This window comes from Streptomyces sp. NRRL WC-3742, assembly GCF_000720635.1.
GTDB lineage: Bacteria > Actinomycetota > Actinomycetes > Streptomycetales > Streptomycetaceae > Kitasatospora.
In genome coordinates, this window is the sequence record NZ_JOCF01000023.1 from 85,330 (window position 1) to 109,563 (window position 24,234).

Below are 24,234 nucleotides of genomic sequence, written 5' to 3' on the forward strand. Positions count from 1 at the left end.
GCGCTCCGGCTCCATCGAGTTCAGCTGCGCAACCGGGGTTCCGGGGTGGGGCAGGCGCGAGGGCCGTGCCGGTGTGCACGGCCCTCGCACCGGGTGTGGGGCGCCCCGTTCCCGCCCTCGTCGTCCGGATCTGCACGTGGTGGTGTGCTGTGCGGTGTGCTGTGTCACCTGTACGCGATGCTGAGCTGCACTGTTTCGGTGGGGAATCGAACCCCCTGCGTTGCTCTTCACGCGCCAAGGGCCGGATGAACCGCCGGCCCGCGGTGTGTGCACGCCTCCGCGACGACTACCTGCTTCCCACACCCAGCTCGTGGGTCAGTCCTCGATCAGGTCGATCTCCCAGTTGGTGCGCTGGATCAGGGTGTCCACCTCGCGGATCTCCTTGGCCAGCACGTCAGCCTGGGCACGGAGTTCGGCGACCGGCAGGGCGGAGAGCATCCGCAGTTCGGAGCGCATCTGCCGGACGGCTCCGCGCTGGTCACGTCCGGAGGCGGCGTCGGCGGCCGCGGTGAGCACCGAGTGGCGCAGCCGCAGGACGTCCCGTCGGGCGAGGGCGTCGGTCAGAGTGCCGCCGCCCTCGATGACCGCGGTGGAGTTGGTCCGGTTGATCTGGCGGATCAGCCGCTCCAGCTCGTCCAGCACCTCTCCGGCCTGGGACAGGACCTCCGCCGCGCTCTCGGCCGGTTCCTCGCCCTCCTGGTAGCGGGCGCTCCCGACGACGCGCGCCCGCAACTGCTCCACCCGCCGCACCGCAGCCGCGCGCTGCGCGAGCGCTTCAGCCAGTTTCACCGCACCATCACCTGTCCGTCTCACCGATCGTCCGGCAAGTATGCACGCGGTGCCTGGCTCGCCTCCGGCGGGACCGGGCGCAAACCCCTGGTGCCACGCCCGGGGGCGCGCCTATCATCCAACCCAAACGATTGGGCCAAACGATTGGGTTGGGGGAGTCGATGGCAACGGCTACGCCGGGCGGTGGGGTTGTGAGCGTTCACCGTGTCCACCGCCATGTCCCGATGGTGGTGTGGAAGTGGGCCTTCGGCGCCCTGGTGCTGCTGTTCTGGCTGCTGATGTACCAGGGCGTCTGGTGGCAGGGGCTGGTGGTGGACGCCGTGGTGCTCGGCGGCCTCCTGGTCGTCGGCCGGCTGCCCCCGAGCGCGGGCATGCGGGCGGTGGAGGTGCGCGCGGAGGGTCTGAGGCTGCGTTCGGCGGACGAGCGGCAGTCGGTGCTGCTCGGCTGGGCCGAGATCCTGGACGTCCGCTTCGTCCCCGGCCGGACCGAGACGCACCGGCTCGGCGGTGGCCGGGAGCAGACGGTGCTTCATCACACCGCCGTGGCGCTGCTGCTCCGGGACCAGTCCGATCCGCTGCTCCTGCTGCACGTCGCCCACCCCCAGCGGCTGGCCGTCTCGATCGCCACCCAGGTCGCCGGGGCCCGCGCCCGGGCGGCAGGGCTGGAGCGCCGCGACGTCGAGGGCGCCTGAGGGCTGTTCGACCGGAGGCGACCGGACGTGGCCCGGGCCGGAGTTGACGATTGAGCGGGAGCCTGAACAAAATACCGGCTCGGCTCCCGGCCCGGCTCCCGCGACCGCGTACTATGCCCGGCATGTCCACAGTTGCCGCGATTGCGGTCGTCATGCTCGCCCTGCTGCACGTCTACATCCTGGTCCTGGAGATGTTCCTGTGGACCACGCCCCGGGCCAGGGCCTCGTTCGGTACGTCCGAGGCGTTCGCGCTGGAGACCAAGGCGATGGCCGCCAACCAGGGCCTGTACAACGGGTTCCTGGCCGCCGGGCTCCTCTGGGGCGCGTTCGCCTCCGACCCGGTCGGGTTCCGGGTGACGGTCTTCTTCGCCGTCTGCGTCGCCGTCGCCGGGGTGTTCGGCGCGGTGACTGCCTCCCGGAAGATCCTCTTCGTGCAGACCGTCCCGGCGGCGGTCGTGCTGGCCCTGGTGCTTTTGGCCCACTGACCCCCAGGACAGGCCCACCGAGGGGCCCGGCGCGGCCGACGGAATCGGCCGCGCCGGGCCCCGTCGCGTCAGTCGTGCTCGACGACGATCATCGCGTGCCCGTCCACGGTGGTGACCCGGGTGTGGACGTACTCGCCGTCGTGGTGCCAGACGAGCTCCTGCCCGGCGGGCTGGAGCCGCACCGAGCGCGGCGCGGTGGCGAGCCGGAGGGCGACGGGTACGTCGACCAGCGGGAACGGGTCGTGCACCAGGTCCAGTTCCGGGGTCTCCCGGGAGGGGACGAAGCTGGTCAGGTGCACCACGGTGCCCGTGGCGGTCCGGACGACGGTGGTCTCCAGGTGGACCGGACCGCCCGCGCGCAGGAGCGGGTCCGGCAGGAGCCGGTCCAGGACCGCACCGAGCAGCAGGCGGTAGGTCTCCAGGCCGTGCGCGTGGAAGGCGTCCAGCAGCGACACGGCCACCGCGGCCACGCCGCCGCCGACGGCGACGGCCACCTCCTCGTTCCGGTCCGCCGGGGGAGTGTAGGAGTGGCCGCAGAACCGGTCCCAGGAGCGCGGGAAGTACGGCTCCACCACCCGGGCCAGGACCTCGGCGCCGGGCCGCGCCAGGGCGGTGAGCCGGGAGCCGTGGCTGATCACCGGGAAGTCCTCCGGGACCCCGGGCACACCCTCGCAGGCGAGGAAGGACTCGCCTGCCGGGGCCGGGGCCAGGCCCTCCACCGGGAGGCCGGGGAGAGCAGGTTCGCCGCCGTCCCGCAGCAGCGCGGGCCCGACCAGCACCACCGCGCCGCCGGCCAGCCGGTACGCCTGCAGGCGCTCCGCGAGGGCGTCGTCGACCCTCGTGGTCTCCGGCACGACGACGGCCCGGTACCCGCCGAGGTCGGCGTTCGGCGGCACCACGTCGAACTGCGCGCGGAGCTGCTGCAGCGCCCGGACGGCGCCGATGTTGCTCGGCCCGGGGTTGTCGCCGAGGCCGGGGTCGACGACCACGGCGAGCTCGCTGACGACGCGGCCGCCGTCGAGGAAGGGTTCGCACGCCTCGATGTGCCGGTAGACCGAGCCGATCAGGTCGTACACCGCGGGGGCGGGCACGCCCCGCGGGTGCAGGACGTCGCCCACGCCGCTGGTCAGGCCCTGGCTCAGCATCTGGCTGTTCTCGTAGAGCAGCGCCGCCCGGGGCTTGAGCGCGGCGTTGTCCCCCCAGCTCTCGTGGAAGCGCCCGGTGTGGCTGAGCGTCGGCAGCCCGAGCGGGCGGACGAAGCGGGCCACGTACGGCAGGAACGCGTACCCCCAGCCGCCGGTGGGCAGGCCCTCGATCTCGACGTGCCGTACGAACTGCCGTTCCTCCGTCAGCCCCGTCTTCGGCCGGCCGTTGAACCAGACGCCCATGGCGGAGTCCGGGTGCAGGGCCTTCTCCACCATCGCGGAGTAGCGGGCCATGTAGCGCTGGGCCACCAGGTTCGCGTAGCGGACCCGGTGGTCGGCGTCGGCCGGGTCCAGGCCCTCCTCGCGCATCCCGTCCACGGCCCAGCGGCTCGCGCTGGGCTGGGTCCAGCACATGTCGACGAAGACCCCGTCCACCGGGGCGAAGCGGCGCAGCACCTCGTCCAGCTGGTCGGCGAAGTAGTCGGCGTAGGGGCTGGACATGTCGAGGACGTTCCAGCCGGGCTCGAAGGCCGAGGGGGTCCAGCGGGTGATCTTCAGGTTCTCGTCGTGGGCGACCCACTCGGGGTGCTCCCGGGCGGCGTACTCGTCGACCTGGAGCGAGAGGTAGATCGGCGCACGGATGCCCACGGAGTGCAGGGCGTCGACCTGTTCGGCGAGCAGGTCGAGCCCGGGGGCGAGGCCGGGATGGCGCTCCGGCCGGTCGGTTCCGTGGTAGAGGTGCCCGTGGTGGCACTTGGCGAAGACGGTGACGCTGTCGACGCGCGCCTCCCGGAAGGTCCGGGCGAAGGTCGCCGGGTCGAAGTCCCGTCCCACGTCCGGGATGTCGGGGCCGGTGTGGAAGTCCAGGTGCACGGTCCGGCGGGGGAAGAGGGCAGGATTGCGAAAGTGATTGTTTGCGTTCACATTTCCTCGAGTCAATCAGCCCGCAGCGGCGGCGGGGGAGTTCGGGACGGCCGGATCGACGAACGGGCGGTCGTAGACCTCCAGCGAGCGGATCGACGCCCAGGCACCGCTGTCCAGGCCCGTGACGGTCACTCGGACGTAGCGGGTCCAGGCCGTGAAGGCCAGGGTCTGCACCTGCGCGGCGGTGGTGTTCCCGCTCAGGTCGGCGAGCGTCGTCCAGGTGGACCCGTCCGTCGAGCCGTCGATCCGGAACCGGTACGCCTTCCCGGGCGTCTCCCAGGCGATCCGGACCCCGGTCACCGCACGCTCCGAGCCGAGGTCGGTCCGGAGCCAGTGCCCGGTGCCGCCGTCGGCCGCGCACCAGCGGGTGGAGGTGTCCCCGTCCACCGCGTTGGCGGACACGTTGCCGTGCGAGGTCTCCACGCTGTCGGCCGTGGTCGGGCGGCCGCGGGCGATGTCCGTCGGGACTACCGGGCGGTCGAGCACGATCGCCACGATCGTGTCGTCCGGGTAGCGGGTGCGGTCGATGCCGGTGACCGTGACGGCGTTGCCGTCGGCCGAGGTGAAGGGGAGGGGGTTCCCGGAGGCCACGTCGTGGACCGAGGCCACCTTCGCGTCGCCCAGCGACGGGGTCGTGAAGCCGCTGCCGCCGCCGTACCCGGCCAGTAGGTGCGCGTAGACGGTCCGGTCGGCGAAGGTGAACCCGTACTGGCCGTCCACCGGGTTCCACGGTCCGCCGCGGGTGCCGTGGAGCGCCTCCCGGTTGGCGCTCATGAACCCGCCGACCTGTCGGAGCACGGCCGCCTGGGCGCTCGGGACCGTACCGGTCGCGTCCGGGCCGACGTTGACGATCACGCACATGTCGCGGACGAAGGCGTTGACGAACACGGCCAGCGCCGCGGAGAGGGAGACGGCGTTGTCGCCGTCGTACCCCCACGTGGTGCCGGAGATGCTGAACGCCTTCTGGACCAGGCGGCCGGACCGGAGGGGCCCGGTCGACACGTAGCCCCCCTCCTCCACGTCGTAGTCGCCCACCCAGCCCGAACGCGAGCCGGCCACGGCGTTCGGCTGGTGCCGGCGCACCAGGCCCGTGAGCCCGAGGGGCCTGCCGGTGCCCGGCTCGGTGTCGCCGTACGCGGCGTCCACCGGCCAGCTGTTGGCCGGGTCGCGGTACTGGCCGGGCTCCCAGAAGAAGGACCCGTCCGCGTCGCTGCCCTGCTGCGCCAGCCAGCCGCCGTCCCACCAGATGTCGTCGACCGCGCCGTAGTCGGTGACCAGTTCCTTGACGGACTGGTACACCTCGTTCTTCATGGTCCTGGCGTTCTCGTGGTAGTCGAAGCCGGCCGGATCGGAGCCCTCGTAGTTCCACGGGTACGGGCTGCCCGGCAGTACGCAGTCGGAGGTGAGGGCGGGCTGCGGGGGCTTCGCCCCGGTGACGTCGTAGTAGCCGGGGTAGCGCCAGTCGATCGGCGAGTAGTAGAGCCCGACCCGCAGGCCGGCCGCGCGCACGGCGTCCACGTAGCGCCTGACGAAGTCCGTTCCCGCCGGGAACGGCGCCGCGCCCGTGGACCAGGCGTTGGGGTGGCCGGCGGGCCACAGGGCGAGACCGTCGTGGTGACGTGTCGTCAGAACGACGTGGCCGGCGCCGAGATCGCTCGCCAGCCGGGCCCAGGCGGCGGGGTCGACGGACTGCGACCGGTTCGCGAAGGCGGCGGCGTACTGGGCGCGGTAGTCGCTCGGCTTGGTCTTCCCGGCGAACATGTACCACTCGCCGTGGGCGGGCACCGCGTAGGCACCCCAGTGGACGAACAGGGCCAGCTTGTTGTCGCGCATCCACTGGATGCCGCTGTCCGGCTGCTGCCAGGTGCCCTGGTCGAGCTTCGGTATGCGCAGGGGGACGAGGGGAAGCGGCGCGCCGGCGTCCATGGGCGCGTCGGCGGATTCGGCGAGTCCGGCTGTTCCGGCGGATTCGCTGGCTTCGGCTGTTCCGGCGAGAGCGCCGCCGGGTCCGATGACGGTGGCGGCCGTGGCAGCCGCCAGGCCGGTGAGCATGCTTCGCCGGTTGATGGATCGTGACATGGATGCTCCGTTCGCCCTGGAACGCCCGCCGAGTGGTGGGCTCGGTGAGTCACGTACAGGTATCGCGGCGGAGGGAGCGGACTGTCAAGGCATCTGACGGCGATATGTCGGATGACTACGGGCGCTCTGCGGCCCGTGCTGAACCGGCGTCAGTGCCCCCGAACGGTCCGCCGTCGGGCCCGAGGGTAGCCGAAAGCGCAGGTCGACGAAGGGGTCGACCTGTTCTTCGACGGTTCCGTTTCCGAAGGCCGGGGCAGCTCGGGACCCTGTAGAGTCATCGGGTCAATTCGCCCGGCACGATCACCCGGACCGGCCTTAGCCCAGGGGTGATCCCGCCTCGCCGAGGGTGTCGCGGAGCCACTGCTCGACCCCGGCGACGTGCACGGTCGCCCAGGCGTGGGCGAGGTCCGGGCGGCGGCCGGCGATGGCGTCGAGGATCGCGCGGTGCTGCGAGCGGGTGCCCTCCACCGCGCCCTCCTCGGTCAGCCCGCGCCAGATCCGCGCGCGCATGGTGGGCCCGGAGAGGCCGTCGATCAGCGAACAGAGCACGGTGTTCCCCGACCCGGCCGCGATCCTGCGGTGGAACTCCAGGTCGTTGGCGATGAGTTCCTCCAGCGACGCGTCCTCGGCCAGCCCCTCCAGGACCTCGCCCAGGGCGGCGATCTCCTCCTCGGGCATGATCCGGGCGGCCATCGCGGCGGCGGCGGGCTCCAGGATGCGGCGCACCTCCAGGAACTGGAGCACCGTGTCGTCCTGGTGGAAGTCGACGACGAACCCCAGGGCGTCCAGCAGGACTTCGGGCTCCAGGCTGGTCACGTACGTGCCGTCGCCCTGGCGCACGTCGAGGACCCGGATCAGGGAGAGGGCCTTGACCGCCTCCCGCAGCGAGTTGCGGGAGAGCCCGAGCCGCTCGGCGAGGTCGGCCTCCTTGGGGAGCCTCGCGCCGGGGCGGAGCTCGCCGCTCACGATCATGGCCTTGATCTTCTCGATGGCCTCGTCGGTGACTGGCACGGCTCCGCCCTTCCTGATCATCTGATCTCCGCAGCATAGAGGGCGGGTCGGCCCTTCACGGTCCCAGTTCCCACATCACGGGCGGCCCGGCCGTGCCACCGGCGGCCGAGTGGGCGGAGTACCACCCCTGTGGAACCGGTTCGGCGGGAAGCGGGAGTGACCTGTCAGGTCGGGTCGAGGCTCTGCGCGCACCAGATCGTCTTGCCGTGGGTGGCGTGCCGGGTGCCCCAGCCCTGGGTGAGCTGGGCGACGAGCATCAGGCCGCGGCCGCCCTCGTCGAAGGCGCGGGCCCTGCGCAGGTGCGGGCTGGTGTCGCTGGCGTCGGAGACCTCGCAGATCAGCGCGGTGTCGCGGATCAGCCGCAGCCTGATCGGCGGCTCGCCGTACTTGATGGCGTTGGTGACCAGCTCGCTGATGACCAGTTCGGTGACGAACGCCGCCTCCTCCAGGCCCCAGGCGGTCAGTCGGTCGGTGGCCAGCCGCCGGGCACGCGCGACCTGGGCCGGGTCCGGCTCGATCGCCCAGTCGGCGACGTGCTCCGGGTCCAGCGCGCGCGTGCGGGCGAGCAACAGGGCCGCGTCGTCGGTGCGGTGGTCGGGCAGGAGGGTCTTCATCGCGCTCTCGCAGAGCGCCTCCAGCGAGGCGGCCGGTTCCCTCAGGACCCGGAGCAGGTCGGCGGTCCCCTGCTCGCCGTCGCGCTCGCGGCTCTCCACCAGCCCGTCGGTGAAGAGGGCGAGCAGGCTGCCCTCGGGCAGCTCGATCTCGGTGACCTCGAACGGCAGTCCGCCGACGCCGAGCGGGGGGCCGGGCTGCGCGTCGACCGGGGCGCTGGTGCCGTCCGGGGAGACGACCAGCGGCAGCGGATGGCCGGCGCTCGCCATCGCGCAGCGGCGGGAGACCGGGTCGTAGATGGCGTACAGGCAGGTGGCACCGCTCTCGCCGGCCGACTCGAAACCGCCTTCGGGCCTCGGGTCGTCGGGGAGGTGGAGGACCAGGTCGTCCAGGTGGGTGAGCAGTTCGTCGGGCGGCAGGTCCACGTCGGCCAGGGTGCGGACGGCCGTGCGCAGCCGGCCCATGCTGGCCGAGGCGTGCACGCCGTGGCCGACGACGTCGCCGACGACCAGCGCGACCCGGGCGCCCGAGAGCGGGATGACGTCGAACCAGTCGCCGCCCACGCCCGCTCGGGCCCCGGCGGGCAGGTAGCCGGAGGCGACGTCGACCGCCCCGTGGCCGGGCAGTCGTTGCGGCAGCAGGCTGCGTTGCAGGGTCAGCGCGGTGGTGTGCTCGCGGGTGTAGCGGCGGGCGTTGTCGATGGCGACGGCGGCCTTGGCGGCCAGTTCCTCGGCGAGGATCAGGTCGTCGGCGGTGAAGGACTCGGGCCGGTCGCGCTTGGTGAACGCGACGACGCCGAGCAGGGCACCGCGCGCCAGCAGAGGCACGGTGATCCGGCCCGTCACCCCCTGGGCGGCGATGGACCGGTCGATCAGCGGGGTGCCCGGCGGCCAGTGGGCCGGGTCGGCGGCGAGCCCGGGCCCGAAGGCCCATTCACCGCCCTGGTCGGGTTCGGCGGAGAGCTGGACGATGGACCTTCCGGTGGCCATGCAACGGGCGGGGACGGAACCGTGGGCGTAGACGATGGGCGTCCCGGAACCGGAAGGCCAGCCGGGGTGCTCCCGCTCGGTGTGCCGGGCGGCCCGGCTGAGCGTGATCGATCCACCGGCGGTGACCTCGGCGCTCGGGGGCGGTTCCTCCCCGCGCAGCACCTCCTCGAAGAGGTCGACGGTGACGAGGTCGACGAAGCCGGGGACCGAGGTACGGGCCAGTTCCTCCGCGGTGCTGACCACGTCGAGCGTCTGGCCGATGCCGCGGCTTGCCTCGTTGAGCAGGAGCAGGCGCTGACGGGCCCAGTACTCGGCGCTCATGTCGAAGCCCCAGTTGGCGACCGCGCGGACCTTGCCCTCGGCGTCCCGGACGGGCCACATGCTGGTGGCCCAGGCGTTGGCGTAGGCGCTGCCGAGCGGGCGGTAGACGGTGATGAGCCGCGCGGCCGTCCCCGTCCTCGCCACCTCGGCGAGCTGGTGGGTGTACGCGGCGTCGTCCAACTCGGGGAACAGCTCGCGGTACTTCTCGCCGAGGACCTGTTCCTCCGAGTGCGCGATCACCCGGCACGCGGCGGCGTTGATCCACTGGAAGCGCAGTTCGGGGTCGTAGATCCCCAGGGCGAACGGGCACTGCTCGAAGGCCCGGTCGGCGATCACCGGGCGCCGTCCCCAGCGCTGCACGGTCACCACGCGGCCCGTCGCCAGGCCGTCGGCTCCGTGCAGCGGGTGGGTCGTCACCACGGCCTCCACCGGGGAACCGTCCCGGTGGCGCAGGGTGAGAGGGTCCGGGTCGCAGCCGTCGACGTCCCCGGGGAACCCCGGTGGGGGATCGACCAGCAGGTCGGTCACGGGCCGGCCGACGACCTCCTCCGCCGTCCAGCCCAGCAGAAGCAGTCCGCCCTCGCTCCAGCCGCTCACCACGCCGTCCGCGTCCACCACGACGACCGCCGTGGGCGCGTCCCGCACATCAGCCGAGTCCACGTGCCAGACCTCCGTCCGGGCAACCGTGCACGCCGGAACGGATTCCGGCCGCTGCCGTCAAGCCTAGGTCGTGCCATTCGGGTCGCGCCCGCCGAAGACCCCGGCCTGCCGAAGGCCCCCGCCTACTGAAGGCCCCCGCCCGCCGAAGGCCCCCGCCCGCCGGGCGGCGGACGTCACGGCACGATGACCAGCTTCCCGCGGGTGTGGCCGGTGCGGCTGGCGTCGAAGGCCGCCCCCGTCTTCTCCAGCGGGAAGGTATCCGCGACCTCCACGGTCAGCACGCCGCGGTCGACCGCCTCCGCGAGCTCGGCGAGCTTCGCGCCGTCCGGCCGGACCCAGAGCCAGCGGCCGCCGTGCTGCGTCACCGCCGGATCGGCGATGGAGACGTGGCGGCCGCCGTCGGCGAGCACGGCCAGCGTGGTCTCCAGCTGCCCGCCGACGAAGTCGGCCACGGTCGACACACCGCCGGGCGCCAGCGCGCGCACCCGCTCGGCCAGACCCTCCCCGTAGGTCACCGGCTCGGCGCCCAGTGAGCGGACGAAGGCGTGGTTGCGCTCCGAGGCGGTGCCGATCACCCGGGCCCCGCGGTCGTGGCCCAGCTGGACGGCCAGGCTGCCGACACCGCCGGCGGCGCCGTGCACCAGGAGGACGTCGGCGGGGCCGACGGCGAGCGCGTCCAGGCTGCGCAGCGCGGTCAGGCCGGCCAGCGGCAGGCCCCCGGCCTGCGCCCAGTCGAGGGCGGCGGGTTTGCGCGCCACCGCGGGGGCGGAGACCGCGACGTACTCCGCGAAGGTGCCGCCCTGCACCACGTCCTTGCGGGCGTACGCCATCACCTCGTCACCGGGGGCGAACTCGGGCGTGTCCGGGCCGGTGCGGGTGACGACGCCGGCCACGTCCCAGCCGGGGATCACGGGGAAGACCGCGTCCATCATGCCGTCCAGACCACCGGCCATGACCTTCCAGTCCACCGGGTTGACCGAGGCCGCCCGGACCTGGATCAGCACCTGGCCGGGGCCCACCTTCGGGTCGGGCACGTCGCCGTACCGCAGCCGGGAGTTGTCCTGGGCGTACGAGTCGTAGGTCACCGCGCGCATGAGCCGTCCTCCTGGGATCGGGGCCGTCCTCCCGCGCACCGCGACGCGTCGGCGGGAGCCGTCGGCCACGCTATGCCGGGTGCCGGGGTCCGGCACCCGCGCAGAGCCGTCGGAGGGGGCCGGGCGGCGGGTCGCTCACCGGCCGCGGTCCGCCGCTACCGGCCGTCGGGCGGGGGAGGGATGGTGGCGGTGCCGGGCGCGGGTTCGGGCCAGACGAGGAGGACCGGGCAGGGGGCGTGGTCGACGACGAAGCGGGTGGCGGGGCCGAGGCTGTGGGGTCCGAGGCGGCTGCGGTCGCCGTCGCGGGCGAGGACGAGCAGGGCGGCGCCCTCGGCCGCCGTGACGACCTCGCGCTCCACGCGCCCGGTGCGCTCCTCCCGGGTGCAGGGCCGGCCGAGGCGCTCGGCCGCGGCCTCGAGGAGGTGGCGGGCGGAGTCCGCCGCGAGCGTCTCCACCCAGGTGCCGGGGTCGCGTTCGCGGTGGCCGCGGCCGAGCAGCCCGGCGAACGCGCCGTGCGCGACGCCGGGGATCTCCTGGCCGCTGACGTGGAGCAGGACGATGTCCGCCGCCCCGGGGGCGTGGGCGCGGGCGGCGTCCACGCAGGCGGGCCAGGTGCCTTCGGTGATCCAGACGACGACGGTCACGCGGTCAGCCTCCGATGACTTGCAGGGACCCCCACAGTGCTACCACGGCCGCCGCCAGGGCCGCGGGTACGACGAGCAGTCCCAGCCGGGTGAACTCGCCCAGGCCGATCTCGGTGTCGTGCTCGCGGACGATCCGCCGCCACAGGAGGGTGGCCAGTGAGCCGGCGTAGGTGAGGTTGGGGCCGATGTTGACGCCGAGCAGCACGGCCAGGACGGCGCCCGGGCCGGAGGGGACGGCCAGCGGGAGCAGGACGAGGGTGGCGGGCAGGTTGTTGATGACGTTCGCCAGTACGGCCGCCAGCGCCGCGACGCCGAGCAGGGCGGGCAGCGAGGTGCCGTCCGGGACGAGGTGTCCGAGCGCGGAGGCGAGTCCGTTGTCCACCACCGCCCGGACCACGATGCCGAGCGCGAGGACGAAGGCGAGGAACGGAACGGCGGCCGAGCGCACGATCGTCACCGGGGTGGCGCGGCGCCGGACCAGGGCCCGGACGGCGAGGACGAGTGCGCCGCACGCCGCCGCCCACGCCGGGTCGACGCCGACGATCGAGGCCAGGACGAAGCCGGCCAGCGTGCCCGCCACGGTGACGAGCGCGAACAGCGGCAGCTCCGGGGCTTCCACCGCGGCCGGGGCGGGGGCGCCCGCGTCGAGGTCGGCGGCGAAGAACCGGCGCAGCACCGCGTACTCGACGGCGATCGCGGCCAGCCACGGCAAGGCCATCAGGGCGGCGAAGCGGGTGAAGCCCAGTCCGCTGGCGGTGAAGGCCAGCAGGTTGGTGAGGTTGGAGACGGGCAGCAGCAGCGAGGCGGTGTTCGACAGGTGGGTGCAGGCGTACAGGTGCGGTTTGGGGCGCGCGCCGAGCCGGGCCGCGGTGACGAACACCACCGGCGTCAGCAGCACCACGGTGGCGTCCAGGCTGAGCACCGCCGTGACCACCGACGCGATCACGAAGACCTGCACCAGCAGCCGCCGCGGACTCCCGGCCGAGGTGCGAGCCATCCACGCCCCGCAGGCGCGGAACAGGCCCTCGTCGTCACAGAGCTGTGCCAGCACCAGTACGGCCGCCAGGAACCCGATCACCGGCCCGAGCCGCTGCGCCTCGGCCACCGCGTGGTCCCAGGAGATCGCGCCGACGGCCACCACGAGCCCGGCCGCAGGGACCGCGACGACCGCCTCCGGCCAGCCCCAGGGCCGGGCCACCGCGCACACCAGGACCAGGACCAGCAGCCCGACGGACAGGGCTTCGGCGAACGACGTACTCAGGGTCTTGCTCCTCGCAGGCGACGGTGACCACCCACCGGGGCCGGATTCGCGCAGGTGAGCCGGAAGGAATGTAACCGGTCGGGACGGTGCCGTCGGCGTCGGCGCGGGGGAGGTGCGCGAGGCCCGGTGCCGGGGCCACCCGCAGCACGAACTCTCTGTTAACGCTAACAGAACCTTTGTGAGAGATCTGGCATGGTCTCATAAATGCCCAGGTCAGAGCGGATTGTGGGACGCTCCGGCCCTGTTGACGCTCTCAAGGTTCGCTCATACGCTCCGGGCACCGGATTGATCTTCCGTGGCTGCCCTCCGATCGGAGCACGATGTCCAAGCCCCGTTTCCGTCACACGTTCGCCCGCTCCCTCCTCGTGGTCGCACTCGGCGCGGCCGCCCCGCTGGGCGGCCTGGCCGCCGCTCCGGCCGCGCACGCCGACACGGCGGGCGGGTCGTTCTCCGTGCTGACGTACAACGTCGCGGGCCTCCCGCAGGTCCTGTCCAGCGCCTCGACCGACCGGCAGAGCAGCACCACTGCCATCGGGAGCCGGCTGGCGCCGTACGACCTGGTGAACGTCCAGGAGGACTTCAACTACCACGCCGCGCTGTACGCCGCCGACGCGCACCCGAACCGGACGGCGACCAGCGGTGGGGCGGGCATCGGCAGCGGCCTCAACACCCTGTCCGGCCTCGCCTACGACACCGACGACTTCGAGCGGGTCAAGTGGAACGACTGCCAGCTGGACTCCGGTGACTGCCTCACGCCCAAGGGGTTCACCTTCATGCGGACCCGGCTGGCCGAAGGCGTCTACGTGGACGTCTACAACCTCCACGCGAACGCGGGGACGAACCCCGGCGACGAGACCGCCCGCGCCGCCAACCTGGCGCAGCTCACCGGCTACATCAGGACCCACTCGGCCGGGAACGCCGTCCTCGTGGCGGGTGACACCAACACCCGCTACACGCGCGCCGACGACACCATCGGCGCCTTCGCCGCCGACAACGGGCTGACCGACGCGTGGGTGAAGCTGGAGCGCGGCGGCGTGGCACCGACCAAGGGCGCCGACCCGCTGCTGTGCGACCAGAAGGCGCCCACCGACACCTGCGAGATCGTCGACAAGGTCCTGTTCCGCGGCAGCGCGCTGGTCTCGCTGAACGCGACCTCGTACGCCAACAAGCACGCCGACTTCCTGGACGGCTCCGGCACGATGCTCTCCGACCACGACCCGGTCGCGGTCGGCTTCACCTGGAGCCGGAACCCGGCCTACCAGGCGAGCGACCAGTTCGGCGGCCCGCACGGCGACTTCTACAACGACATCGACCGCGTCCCGGCCGGTGCGCGCGCCGCCTCGGTCAGCCTGCGGGCCGGCACCCGCGTCGACCAGGTCGGACTGACCCTCACCGACGGCACCGCCCTCACCCACGGCGGCACCGGCGGCACCGCCGCCACGCTCACCCTGGGCGGCGACGAGTACCTGACCTCGGCGACCCTCTGCCAGGGCTCGTACAACGGGCACACCCGCATCTTCTCCGCCTCGTTCACCACCAACCTGGGCCGCACCCTGGCCGGCGGCACCACCACCGCCGACTGCGTGACCCGCACCGCGCCCGCCGGCTGGCAGATCGCCGGGTTCCACGGACGCTCCGGCGACGCCGTCGACAAGCTCGGCCTCCTGCTCACCCGCCGCTGACCCCGGCCCCACGCCGCCGAACTCCCGGCCCGGGCCGCCGCCCGGGCCGGGACCCTCCCCGCTCCTGAACCGCGCCACGCCCCGAACCGCGCCACGCCCCGAACCGCGCCACGCCCCGAACCGCGCCACGCCCCGAACCGCGCCACGCCCCCGGGCCCAGCACCGCAGGAAGAGCACCGTGAACGATCAGCCCACCCTGAACCGCCGCCGCTTCCTGCGGAACTCCGCAGTCGCCTCGGCCGGCATCCTCGCCGCGCCCACGGCGATGAGCCTGCTGGCCGCCCCGCAGCGCGCCGCCGCGGCGCCCGCCGGCCCCGCCCAGGGCGCCGCCTTCGTGGACTCCTACGCGACCAACACGATGGCCGACCTCACCCCCGAGGGGAACGCGGCCGTGCGCATCCTCACCGGGATGAACCGGATCTGGCACACCGGCGCGTCCTGGAACGACGGCTCGCCCCTGCTGGCCGACGTCCTGCGCGCCAACGTGCGCTACTGCGTGCGGGTCACCACGGAGCGCAGCGAGGAGGAGGCCCGGGAGGCGTTCGTCTACGACCGCCAGCACCAGAGCTACGCCGCCATCGCGGGCCTCGGCCCGCTCGCCGACCTCTACCGGACCGGCGCCCGGGCCGTCACCTCGATCACCACGGCGCCCGACTCCACCCCGCCCGCGAAGGTCGACGACGCCGTCCCCGCCGGCGCGCCCGCCGGGTCCGCGCTCGGCCCCGGGGCCACCGACTCGGAGCTGGGGCAGGTGGTCGCCCTGGTCAACACGCTCCGCGGGCCGCACGCCTCGGGCAACCCCGCCAAGTACGCGTACCGGTACCCGCGCCCCTGGCGGCTGAACGAGGACAGCGCGGTCGTCGACACCGGCGCCACGGACGCCCTCGGCTACCCGGTCTACGAGTCGGACGTCGTCGTCGCCCCGCAGCTCCTGCGCCAGCGCGGCACCTCGCCGGCCGACGACGGCGGCTTTGTGAGCGGTCACACCAACGCCTTCCACCTGGCCGCGCTGGCCCTCGCGTACGCGGTGCCCGAGCGCTTCCAGGAGATGATCGCCCGGGCGTTCGACCTCAGCCACACCCGGATCACCGCGGGCATGCACTCCCCGCTCGACGTCATCGGCGGCCGCACGCTCGCCACCGCACTCGCCGCGGCCACCCTCTCCGACCCGGGCAACGCCGCCCTCAAGGCCGCCGCCCGGAGCCAGGCCGCCGCCTACTTCCAGCAGAGGACGGGCAGTTCGGCCGACACCCTGTACGAGTTCGCCCACCGGGCCACCACGGACGAGGACCCGTACGCCGACCGGGACGTCAACGCCGAGAAGGTCACCCCGCGGCTGACGTACGTCCTGCGCCGAGGCGGCCGGAACGTGCCGATGGTCGTGCCCAAGGGCGCCGAGGTCCTGCTGGAGACCAGGCTGCCCTACCTCGACGCCGCCCAGCGCCGCGAGGTGCTGCGCACCACCGCCCTGCCCTCCGGCTACGTCCTGCTGGACGGCCCGGAGATGTGGGGCCGGCTCGACCTGTTCGCCGCGGCCGACGGCTACGGCGCCTTCGAGCGGGACGTGACCGTGGAGCTGAACGCGGCCGACGGCGGGTTCCGCGCGGCGGACGCCTGGCGCAACGACATCGCCGGGCCCGGCGGGCTCACCAAGCGCGGCACCGGGACGCTGACCCTGACCGGCACCAACCGCTACACGGGCACCACCGTGGTGGAGGGCGGAGTCCTCGTGGCCGGCTCGCGCGACGCGCTCGGGCGCGGCGGCGTCCAGGTACGCGGCGGCACCCTGCGCGTGGACGCCGAGCGGGGCGCCGTCCGGGTCCACGGCGACTACCTGCAGGCGGCCGACGGAACGGCCCTGGAGGTGACGCTCCATCACCTCCACTCCCCGGCCCTGACGGTCGAGGGCCGGGTGACGCTCGGCTCGGGGGCGCGGCTCGTCCTGCGGGTGCCGGACGCGGAGGCGCTCGACGAGGACGTCGTGGTGCCGGTGATCGGCGGGCGCACGCCGCAGGGCGGGTTCGGCAGCGTCACGGTCGACGCGGACGGGTACCGGGCGACGCCGATCCACACCCACGACGGCCTCGCGGTGCGGCTGACCCGCTGCTGAACCCATTGCTGAACCCGCTGCCGACCTGCCGCAGCACCGAGCCCGAGCCCGAGGAGGCACCGCCCATGACCGTGGCCGCGACCAACTGGGCCGGGAACATCAGGTTCCGCGCCGAGCGCCGCCACGAGCCGCGCTCCGTCGAGGAGTTGCGGCGGATCGTCGCGGGCGCCCGGTCCGTGCGAACCGTCGGGACCGGGCACTCGTTCAACACGATCGCGGACACCACGGGCGACCTGGTGTCCGTCGCGGGCCTGCCCAGGACGGTCGAGGTGGACGAGCGGGCCCGCACGGTCACGGTGAGCGCCGGGCTGCGGTTCGCCGATTTCACCGGGGTGCTGGACCGGGCGGGGTTCGCCCTGCACAACCTCGGGTCCCTGCCGCACATCTCGGTCGCGGGCGCGTGCGCCACCGGGACGCACGGCTCGGGGGTAACCAACGGCAGCCTCGCCACGGCGGTCCGGGCCGTCGAACTGGTCACGGCGGACGGCGAGTTGCGGACGATCGCCCGGGGCGCGGCGGAGTTCCCCGGTTCCGTCGTGGCCCTGGGCGCCCTCGGCGTGGTCACCCGGCTGACCCTGGACCTGGTGCCGGCCTTCGAGGTCCGGCAGTGGGTCTACGAGGGCCTGCCCGGCACCGTGCTGAGGGAGCGGTTCGACGAGATCATGGCGGCGGCGTACAGCGTCAGCCTCTTCACGCGCTGGCGTACGGACCGGATCGACCAGGTCTGGCTCAAGCGGCGGGGCGGCCCCGACGCGCCCGGCGCCTGGCTCGGAGCGGTGCTCGCCGACGGCCCGCGCCATCCCGTGCCGGGGTGCCCGCCCGAACCCTGCACCCGGCAGCTGGGCGCCCCGGGCCGCTGGCACGACCGGCTCCCGCACTTCCGGGCGGAGTTCACGCCGAGCAGCGGCGACGAGCTGCAGTCCGAGTACTTCGTCGACCGCGCCGACGCCGTCCGCGCCTTCGACGCGCTGGACGCGGTCAGGGACCGGATCGCACCGGCCCTGCAGATCGGTGAGATCCGTACCGTGGCGGCCGACGACCTGTGGCTCAGCCCCGCCTACGGGCGCGACTGCGTCGCCTTCCACTTCACCTGGCACCCCGACGCGGCCGCCGCCGCAGGCGCGGTGAGGGCGGTCGAGGCGGCCCTGTCCGCCTTCTCCGCCCGGCCGCACTGGGGCAAGGTCTTCACCACCGCGCCCGAGGCGATCCGCGCGTCCTACCCGCGCTGGGACGACTTCCGGGGACTTCTGCGCGACCTCGACCCGGCGGGCAGGTTCCGCAACGAGTTCCTCGCCCGCCACTTTCCCCTCGGGTAGCCCGGGGCCAGTACGACTACTGGTTCGACGACCTTCATAACCTCGGGAATTCGACGCCGATTTCGATGATATCGATGGGAATACCGGTCCAGAATATATGAGTTGACACCCCATCAGGACTCCTGCCACATTCGTCGCATGCTTGAGTCGAAGCGCTTCGACGGCGCCGTTCGGTCGAGAGCGAGCCGCTTCGCTCTGCTCGTCCACCCGCTGCGCGACGCGCGAGCGCCGCTCCTGACCGCACTGGTCGGGCTCCTCGTGGTGCAGGCGGCCCTCCCGGCGGCCGCGGCGCTGGCCACCGCGGCCCTGGTGGCGAGAGTGCAGAGCCATCCGGGCGCGGACCTCTTCGACGCCGCCGTCGCCCCCCTCGCCGTGTTCGGCGCGGTCCTGCTGCTCGGGCACGTCATCGAGGCGCTGATCGCCCCGCTGGGGCACCTCGCCTCCCAGCGCATCGACGGGGCGCACCGCGCCAGGGTCCTGCACCTCACCGCGACGAGCCCGACGATCGAGGCGCTGGAGACGCCGCAGGTGCAGGAGCTGATCCGCCGCGCCCGTGCCCAGCCGGCCAACTGGACCGAGCGCACCCCGGGCGACGGCGCACTGGGGCGCCTGCGCCGCCTCACCTCGCTGCTCGGCCTGGCGGGCGCCTGCGCGGTGCTGGCGCAGTACGTGTGGTGGGCCGTGCCGGTGCTGCTGGTGCCCGGCGCGGTCAACCAGTACCTGCGGGCCCGTCAGGCGCACGTCTACATCCGGACGTGGCGGCGGGGTGTGGAGCACGGGCTGCGTGCGGAGGCGTGGGTGAAGGGGCTCACCGAAGTCGGCCCCAGCATGGAGCTGCGGGTCTTCGGCTTCGCCGACTGGATGGTGGAGCGCGTCCAGCAGCACCTGCGGGCGATGTTCGAGCCCACCTGGGAGGTGTCCCGCAGGATCATGCGCGGCGAGTGGAGTCAGCTCCTGCTGATCGGGCCTCCGCTCATGCTCGTGTACCTGGTCACGGCCGACGACGCCGCCCGTGGCACGGTCGGCGTCTCGGCCCTCACCGCGGTGCTGGCCGCCTCCTGGTCGCTCGTGCAGTCCCTGGGCTACAGCGAGGACGTCCGCAGCGTCCGCGCCGCGACCGAGGGCATGCTCGCCCACGGCGAACTCCGGGCGGCCCTCGGCGGCGTACAGGCCGCGGCGGCGCACACCGTCCCCGCGCACGCCGACCCCGAGCACGCCGACCCCGAGCACGGCGTCCCCGCGCGCGCTGTCCCCGCGCCCCGGGACGGCGGGCGCCGCACCGAGCCGCCGCTGGTCGCCTTCGAGGACGTCTCCTTCGCCTACCCGGGCACCAGGCGCACCGTGCTGGACGGGCTGCGCCTGGAGGTCGGGCCCGGCGAACTGCTGGCCGTGGTGGGGCTCAACGGCGCGGGCAAGTCCACCATGATCAAGCTGCTCGCCGGCCTCTACCGGCCCACCGGGGGCCGGATCACGGCGGACGGGACGGACATCGCCGAGCTGGGCCCGGACGCCTGGCGCCGGCGCGTCTCGGTCGTCTTCCAGGACTTCGTCAAGTACCAGCTGTCGGCGGCCGACAACGTCGCCCTCGGAAACGCCACGGTGCCCGTCGACCGGGCCGCGCTGGACGCCGCCGCGAAGGACTCCGGCTTCGACGCGGTGCTGGAGCGCCTGCCCGACGGCTGGGACACCCCGCTCGCGCGCACCCGCACCGGCGGGGTCGACCTCTCCGGCGGCCAGTGGCAGCAGGCCGTCCTGGCCCGCGCCCTGTACGCCGTGCACACCGGAGCCGACCTGCTGGTCCTCGACGAACCCACCGCGCACCTGGACGTGCGCACCGAGTTCGAGGTCTTCAGCCGGCTCGCCGAGCACCGGGGCCGGGCGAGTGTGGTGCTGATCTCGCACCGCCTGTCCACCGTGCGGCAGGCCGACCGCATCGTGCTCCTCGACGGCGGCCGGATCACCGAATCCGGCACCCACGACGAACTCATGGCCCTCGGCGGCCGCTACGCCGAGCTCTTCACCATCCAGGCCGAGCGCTTCCGGCTCGGCTACGACGACCGCTCGGACGAAAGCGATCCCTCGTGACACTCGACCCGCAGCAGCCCGAAGTCCGGCCGACCGCACGGGAGTACGCGGGGCTGGCCCGTGAACTGCCGGCCGTCTCCTACCGCCGTGCGCCGGGGCTGACGATCGCCGTCCTGCTCACCCAGGCGCTGTCCCTGGTGACGGTCGCCGCCACCGCGCTGACCCTGCGCGCGGCCATCAACGGGGCGATCGCCCACGACACCGGCGCCGCCGTGGCCGGGGCGGCCGGGGCCGCCGTCGTCTACGCCGCGACCGCCGCCCTCGGCGATCTGGGCTTCAACGTCAAGGGCCGGCTCGTCGACAAGGTCGCGGTGCTGGACCTGCCGGCCTCGATCAACCGCGACATCGCGCGGCTGGACGGGCTGGAGCACGTGGAGCGCAGCGACTTCCTGGACCGGGTGAACATCGTCCTCTCCGCCCCCTGGGCGATCGTGAACGGCTTCTGGTCGGCGGTCGCCGCGCTCTTCGGGGTGCTCCAACTCGGCATCTCCCTCCTCCTGCTGGGCACGGTGAGCCCCTGGCTGCTGCTGCTCGTCCTGTTCGCCGCCGCCCCGCTCTGGTTCGACCGGCAGGGCCAGCGCCGCGTCAGCCGGGCCGAGACCGACACGGCGGAGGCGGTCCGCCTCCAGAAGCACCTGTTCGACACGGCCTCGGAGGAGGCGGCGGCCAAGGAGATCCGGGTCGCCGGGGCCGCCGGTGAACTGGTCCGCCGTCAGGCCGCGGTCTGGGAGGCGGTCGCGACCCACAGGTTCCGGGCCGAAATGCGGGCCGCCGCCTGGCGGGTGAGCGGCTGGTCGCTGTTCACCGTCGGCTTCGTCGCCGCGCTGGCCGTCGTCATCCACCGCACCGCCGACGGGCACGGCTCGCCCGGCGACATCGTCCTCGCCATCACCGTCGCCTCCACCCTGCGCGGCTCGGTCGAGGCCGCGGTCGGCCGTACGACCGACTCCGTGGCCGCCCAGCGCTTCGTCGAGCCCTACCTGTGGCTGCGCCGCTTCGTCGCCGAGCGGCGCACGCACGGCTCCGGCGGGCTCGCCACGCCGCCCCGGCTCACCGAGGGCATCGCCTTCGAGCGGGTCAGCTACCGCTACCCCGGCACCGACCGGTTCGCCCTGGAGGACGTGAGCTTCACCATCCCGGCCGGGACGGTGGTCGCGATCGTCGGCGAGTACGGCTCCGGCAAGACCACGCTGGTCAAGCTGCTCAACCGCTTCTACCGGCCGGACTCCGGCCGCATCACCGTCGACGGGGTGGACCTCGCCCTCCACGACGGCGAGGGCTGGCACGCCCGCACGAGCGCCGCGTTCCAGGACTTCGGCCGGTACCGCACCGTCTTCTCCGAGACGGTCGGGCTGGGCGACCTGCCGCACGTCGACGACCGGGGACGCATCGCCGAAGCCCTGCGCGAGGCCGAGGCCACCGGCTTCGTCAGCCGGCTGCCCCAGGGCGTCGACACCCGGCTCGGCCGCGCCCTGGGCGGGGTGGAGCTGTCCGAGGGCCAGTGGCAGAAGACGGCCCTGGCGCGGGCGACCATGCGCCGCGAGCCGCTGCTGTTCGTCCTGGACGAGCCCACGGCCTCCCTGGACGCCCCCAGCGAACAGGAGATCTTCCAGCGGCAGATGGCCCGCGCCCGCGAACTCGCCGAGCGCACCGGGGCGATCACGGTCATCGTCTCGCACCGGTTCTCGACCGTCACCGGCGCCGACCTCATCCTGGTGCTCGACCGGGGGCGCCTGGAGGAGGTCGGCTCGCACCGGGAGCTGCTGGCCCTCGGGGGGCGCTACGCCGAGCTCTACGGCATCCAGGCGACCGCCTACGCCGGATCATGAGCCGGGGCGCTCGGACCGGCCCCTCCCGGTAGAGACATGGGATGTATCCACCGAGAAGGGGGTGGCCCGGGCGTTCGCGAGTACGGCCGGGTCCGGTAAACCTGCAGGTCATCTGTGAAGCTTGGCGAGGAAGTCGCCGATCGCCTTTCGAGACATGGGATCTCCTGCTACGTTGGCGCCGTCCCCGGCCCGCCCCCGGCCCGTCGGTCGAACCGCAGCCGGACCAGGCCCGTACCCGACCACCCGTCCACCACCGACCGAGGAGCGACCGCGCGTGAGAGTCGACGCGCACCACCACCTGTGGGACCTGACCCGGCGCCCGCAAACCTGGCTCGACGCCCCGGAGTTGGCGCCCGTCCGGCAAGACTTCGGACCGGCCGACCTCGCCCCCCACGCCCGGGCGGCCGGCATCGACCGCACCGTGCTGGTGCAGGTCCTGCCCGATGCCGACGAGACCGGGGAGTTCCTCGCCCTGGCCGCCGCCGAACCGCTGATCGCGGGGGTCGTCGGCTGGACGGACCTCACCGCGCCCGGCATCGCCGACACCCTCGCCGAACTGCGGCGAGGGCCCGGCGGCGACCGGCTCGTCGGTATCCGGCACCTCGTCCAGGGCGAACCCGACCCTGCATGGCTCGCCCGCCCCGACGTCCGGCGCGGTCTGCGCGCGGTCGGCGACGCCGGGCTCTGCTACGACCTGCTCGTGCGGCCCCACCAACTGCCCGCCGCCATCGACACGGTGCGCGCCCTGCCGGGGCAGCCGTTCGTCCTGGACCACCTCGCCAAGCCGCCGATCGCGCGGGGCGAACTGGAGCCCTGGGCCGCCCTGTTGTGCGAACTGGCTCGCGAGCCCAACGTCGTCTGCAAGCTCTCCGGCATGGTGACGGAGGCCGCCCCGGACGGCTGGAGCGTCGCCGATCTGCGCCCCTACGCCGACACGGTCCTCGACGCCTTCGGGCCCGACCGCGTGATGTTCGGCTCCGACTGGCCGGTCTGCCTGGTCGCCGCCTCCTATGAGCAAGTCATCAGCACGACCGAGGAGTTGACGGACAGTCTCGAATCATGTGAGCGCTCACATGTCTTCGGCGGCACCGCGGCCAGGACCTACGGGCTCGGCGAAGCGGCCCGCCCCGGCGAGGAGGAGGTACCGGCATGAGGATCCGCCTCGCCTACGGGGAGACCGGGCTCGACCTCGAGGTCGACCCCGCCGTCACCACGGTCGTGGAGCCGCTGCACCACCCCGGAGCCGCCGACGAGACGGCCGTGCTCCGCGCCGCGCTGCGCCGCCCCGTCGCCGGGCCGCCGCTGCGCGAGCGGGTGAGGCCGGGGCAGACCGTGGCCATCTCGGCCTGCGACGGCACCCGCCCGCAGCCGCGCCACCTGATGATCCCGGCCGTCCTGGCCGAACTCGACGGGATCGTCCGGCCGCAGGACGTGGTGATCCTCGTGGCCACCGGCACCCACCGGGGCAACGACCCGGACGAGCTGCGGCGGATGTTCGGCGACGAGGTGGTCGACCACATCCGGATCGTCAACCACGACGCCCGCGACGACGCCCGGTTGACGTGGATGGGCCGCTGGGGCGACGACGTCCCGGTCCGGCTCAACCGCGAGTGGGTGGAAGCGGACGTCCGGATCACCACCGGATTCGTCGAGCCGCACTTCTTCGCCGGCTTCTCCGGCGGCCCCAAGCTGGTCGCCCCCGGCCTGGCCGGGCTGGAGACGGTGCTCGTCCTGCACGACGCCAAGCGGATCGGAGACCCCCGGGCCACCTGGGGCACCACCCACGGCAACCCCGTCCACGACGACGTGCGCGCCATCGCCGCGGGCACCGGCGTCGACTTCGCGCTCGACGTCGTCCTCAACCGCGACCACCGCATCGTGGAGGCGTTCGGCGGCGACCTGCTGCCCATGCACGCCGCGGCCACCGCTGCCGCCCGCCGGATCGCGATGCGCCCGGTCGACCGCCTCTTCGACGTGGTGGTCACCACCAACGCGGGCCATCCGCTCGACCAGAACCTCTACCAGTCGGTCAAGGGCATGTCGGCGGCCCACACGGTGGTCCGGCCCGGCGGGCTCATCGTCTGCGCGGCCGAGTGCCGCGACGGCTTCCCCGACCACGGCTCCTACCGCGAGGTGCTGGCCTCCGCGCCCTCCCCGCAGGCGCTGCTCGCCGACATCCGGGCCAGAGCGGTGACCGTGCCCGACCAGTGGCAGGTGCAGGTGCAGGCCCGCATCCAGTCCTCCTGCCGCGTGGTGATGCACACCTCCCACCTCGGCGACGCCGAACTCGCCACCGCCCACCTGGAACAGACCGACGACATCGCCGCGACCGTGGCCGAGGCGCTCGCCGCCGCCGGCCCCGACGCCCGGGTGTGCGTCCTGCCGGAGGGCCCCATGACCATCCCGTACCTGCGGCACGGCGAAGCGGCGGCGCTCTGATCCGCGGGCCCCTCCGCCCGACCCGCCTCCCCCCACCCACAGCACCGCGCACAGCACCAGGAGGAGC

Annotated in this window: 17 protein-coding genes; 9 read left to right on the forward strand and 8 right to left on the reverse strand. The window is 73.6% G+C overall.

Features of this window, described 5'->3' with window-relative positions; genetic code table 11:
- Nucleotides 1–315: 315 nt before the first annotated feature.
- Nucleotides 316–789, reverse strand: coding sequence for a DIP1984 family protein (locus IH61_RS0115040; RefSeq protein ID WP_031069777.1), 474 nt, complete (start codon nucleotides 787–789; stop codon nucleotides 316–318).
- Between the two features lie 191 nt (nucleotides 790–980).
- Between IH61_RS0115040 and IH61_RS0115045 the strand changes: the two genes are divergently transcribed.
- Nucleotides 981–1,481 (forward strand): hypothetical protein, encoded by a 501-nt coding sequence (locus IH61_RS0115045; RefSeq protein ID WP_158844982.1) that lies wholly within the window; start codon nucleotides 981–983, stop codon nucleotides 1,479–1,481.
- A 122-nt stretch (nucleotides 1,482–1,603) separates the two neighbouring features.
- Nucleotides 1,604–1,966 carry a DUF1304 domain-containing protein gene (locus IH61_RS0115050; protein WP_031069781.1) on the forward strand — a complete coding sequence of 121 codons (363 nt, stop codon included), beginning with the start codon at nucleotides 1,604–1,606 and terminating at the stop codon, nucleotides 1,964–1,966.
- Nucleotides 1,967–2,034: 68 nt separating this feature from the next.
- On the opposite strand, the gene IH61_RS0115055 is transcribed toward IH61_RS0115050, so the two are convergent.
- The 7 genes from IH61_RS0115055 to IH61_RS0115085 all read right to left on the reverse strand — a co-directional run bounded on the left by IH61_RS0115055 (nucleotide 2,035) and on the right by IH61_RS0115085 (nucleotide 12,706).
- Complete coding sequence (locus tag IH61_RS0115055; protein ID WP_031069783.1) at nucleotides 2,035–3,984, reverse strand: alpha-amylase family protein; 1,950 nt, start codon at nucleotides 3,982–3,984, stop codon at nucleotides 2,035–2,037.
- 66 nt (nucleotides 3,985–4,050) lie between these two features.
- Nucleotides 4,051–6,114 (reverse strand): alpha-L-fucosidase, encoded by a 2,064-nt coding sequence (locus IH61_RS0115060; protein WP_031069785.1) that lies wholly within the window; start codon nucleotides 6,112–6,114, stop codon nucleotides 4,051–4,053.
- Between the two features lie 315 nt (nucleotides 6,115–6,429).
- Nucleotides 6,430–7,125, reverse strand: a complete 696-nt coding sequence (locus tag IH61_RS0115065) for a FadR/GntR family transcriptional regulator (RefSeq protein ID WP_031069787.1) — start codon at nucleotides 7,123–7,125, stop codon at nucleotides 6,430–6,432.
- Between the two features lie 164 nt (nucleotides 7,126–7,289).
- A complete protein-coding gene (locus IH61_RS0115070) occupies nucleotides 7,290–9,707 on the reverse strand; it encodes a SpoIIE family protein phosphatase (RefSeq protein ID WP_199823318.1) in 2,418 nt (805 codons plus the stop codon).
- Between the two features lie 173 nt (nucleotides 9,708–9,880).
- The gene (locus IH61_RS0115075; protein WP_031069791.1) at nucleotides 9,881–10,801 is read right to left on the reverse strand and encodes an NADP-dependent oxidoreductase; all 921 of its coding nucleotides are present in this window, start codon (nucleotides 10,799–10,801) and stop codon (nucleotides 9,881–9,883) included.
- A 155-nt stretch (nucleotides 10,802–10,956) separates the two neighbouring features.
- Complete coding sequence (locus tag IH61_RS0115080; RefSeq protein WP_031069793.1) at nucleotides 10,957–11,445, reverse strand: universal stress protein; 489 nt, start codon at nucleotides 11,443–11,445, stop codon at nucleotides 10,957–10,959.
- A 4-nt stretch (nucleotides 11,446–11,449) separates the two neighbouring features.
- The gene (locus IH61_RS0115085) at nucleotides 11,450–12,706 is read right to left on the reverse strand and encodes an SLC13 family permease (RefSeq protein WP_031069794.1); all 1,257 of its coding nucleotides are present in this window, start codon (nucleotides 12,704–12,706) and stop codon (nucleotides 11,450–11,452) included.
- Between the two features lie 320 nt (nucleotides 12,707–13,026).
- Between IH61_RS0115085 and IH61_RS0115090 the strand changes: the two genes are divergently transcribed.
- The 7 genes from IH61_RS0115090 (at nucleotide 13,027) to larA (ending at nucleotide 24,167) form a co-directional block, all read left to right on the forward strand.
- On the forward strand, nucleotides 13,027–14,388 hold the full coding sequence (locus IH61_RS0115090) for a jacalin-like lectin (protein ID WP_051837088.1): 1,362 nt from the start codon (nucleotides 13,027–13,029) through the stop codon (nucleotides 14,386–14,388).
- 265 nt (nucleotides 14,389–14,653) lie between these two features.
- Complete coding sequence (locus tag IH61_RS0115095) at nucleotides 14,654–16,498, forward strand: phosphatase PAP2 family protein (RefSeq protein ID WP_078911115.1); 1,845 nt, start codon at nucleotides 14,654–14,656, stop codon at nucleotides 16,496–16,498.
- A 65-nt stretch (nucleotides 16,499–16,563) separates the two neighbouring features.
- Entirely contained in the window at nucleotides 16,564–17,814 is a 1,251-nt protein-coding gene (locus IH61_RS0115100) for an FAD-binding protein (protein WP_031069802.1), read from the forward strand.
- 138 nt (nucleotides 17,815–17,952) lie between these two features.
- Entirely contained in the window at nucleotides 17,953–19,899 is a 1,947-nt protein-coding gene (locus IH61_RS0115105) for an ABC transporter ATP-binding protein (RefSeq protein ID WP_078911110.1), read from the forward strand.
- Nucleotides 19,896–21,728 carry an ABC transporter ATP-binding protein gene (locus IH61_RS0115110; RefSeq protein WP_199823319.1) on the forward strand — a complete coding sequence of 611 codons (1,833 nt, stop codon included), beginning with the start codon at nucleotides 19,896–19,898 and terminating at the stop codon, nucleotides 21,726–21,728. The genes IH61_RS0115105 and IH61_RS0115110 overlap by 4 nt, the downstream gene beginning before the upstream one ends.
- A gap of 274 nt (nucleotides 21,729–22,002) precedes the next feature.
- Nucleotides 22,003–22,881 carry an amidohydrolase family protein gene (locus IH61_RS0115115; protein ID WP_037972737.1) on the forward strand — a complete coding sequence of 293 codons (879 nt, stop codon included), beginning with the start codon at nucleotides 22,003–22,005 and terminating at the stop codon, nucleotides 22,879–22,881.
- Nucleotides 22,878–24,167 carry a nickel-dependent lactate racemase gene (larA, locus tag IH61_RS0115120; RefSeq protein WP_031069808.1) on the forward strand — a complete coding sequence of 430 codons (1,290 nt, stop codon included), beginning with the start codon at nucleotides 22,878–22,880 and terminating at the stop codon, nucleotides 24,165–24,167. Before IH61_RS0115115 ends, larA begins: the two co-directional genes overlap by 4 nt.
- Nucleotides 24,168–24,234: the final 67 nt, after the last annotated feature.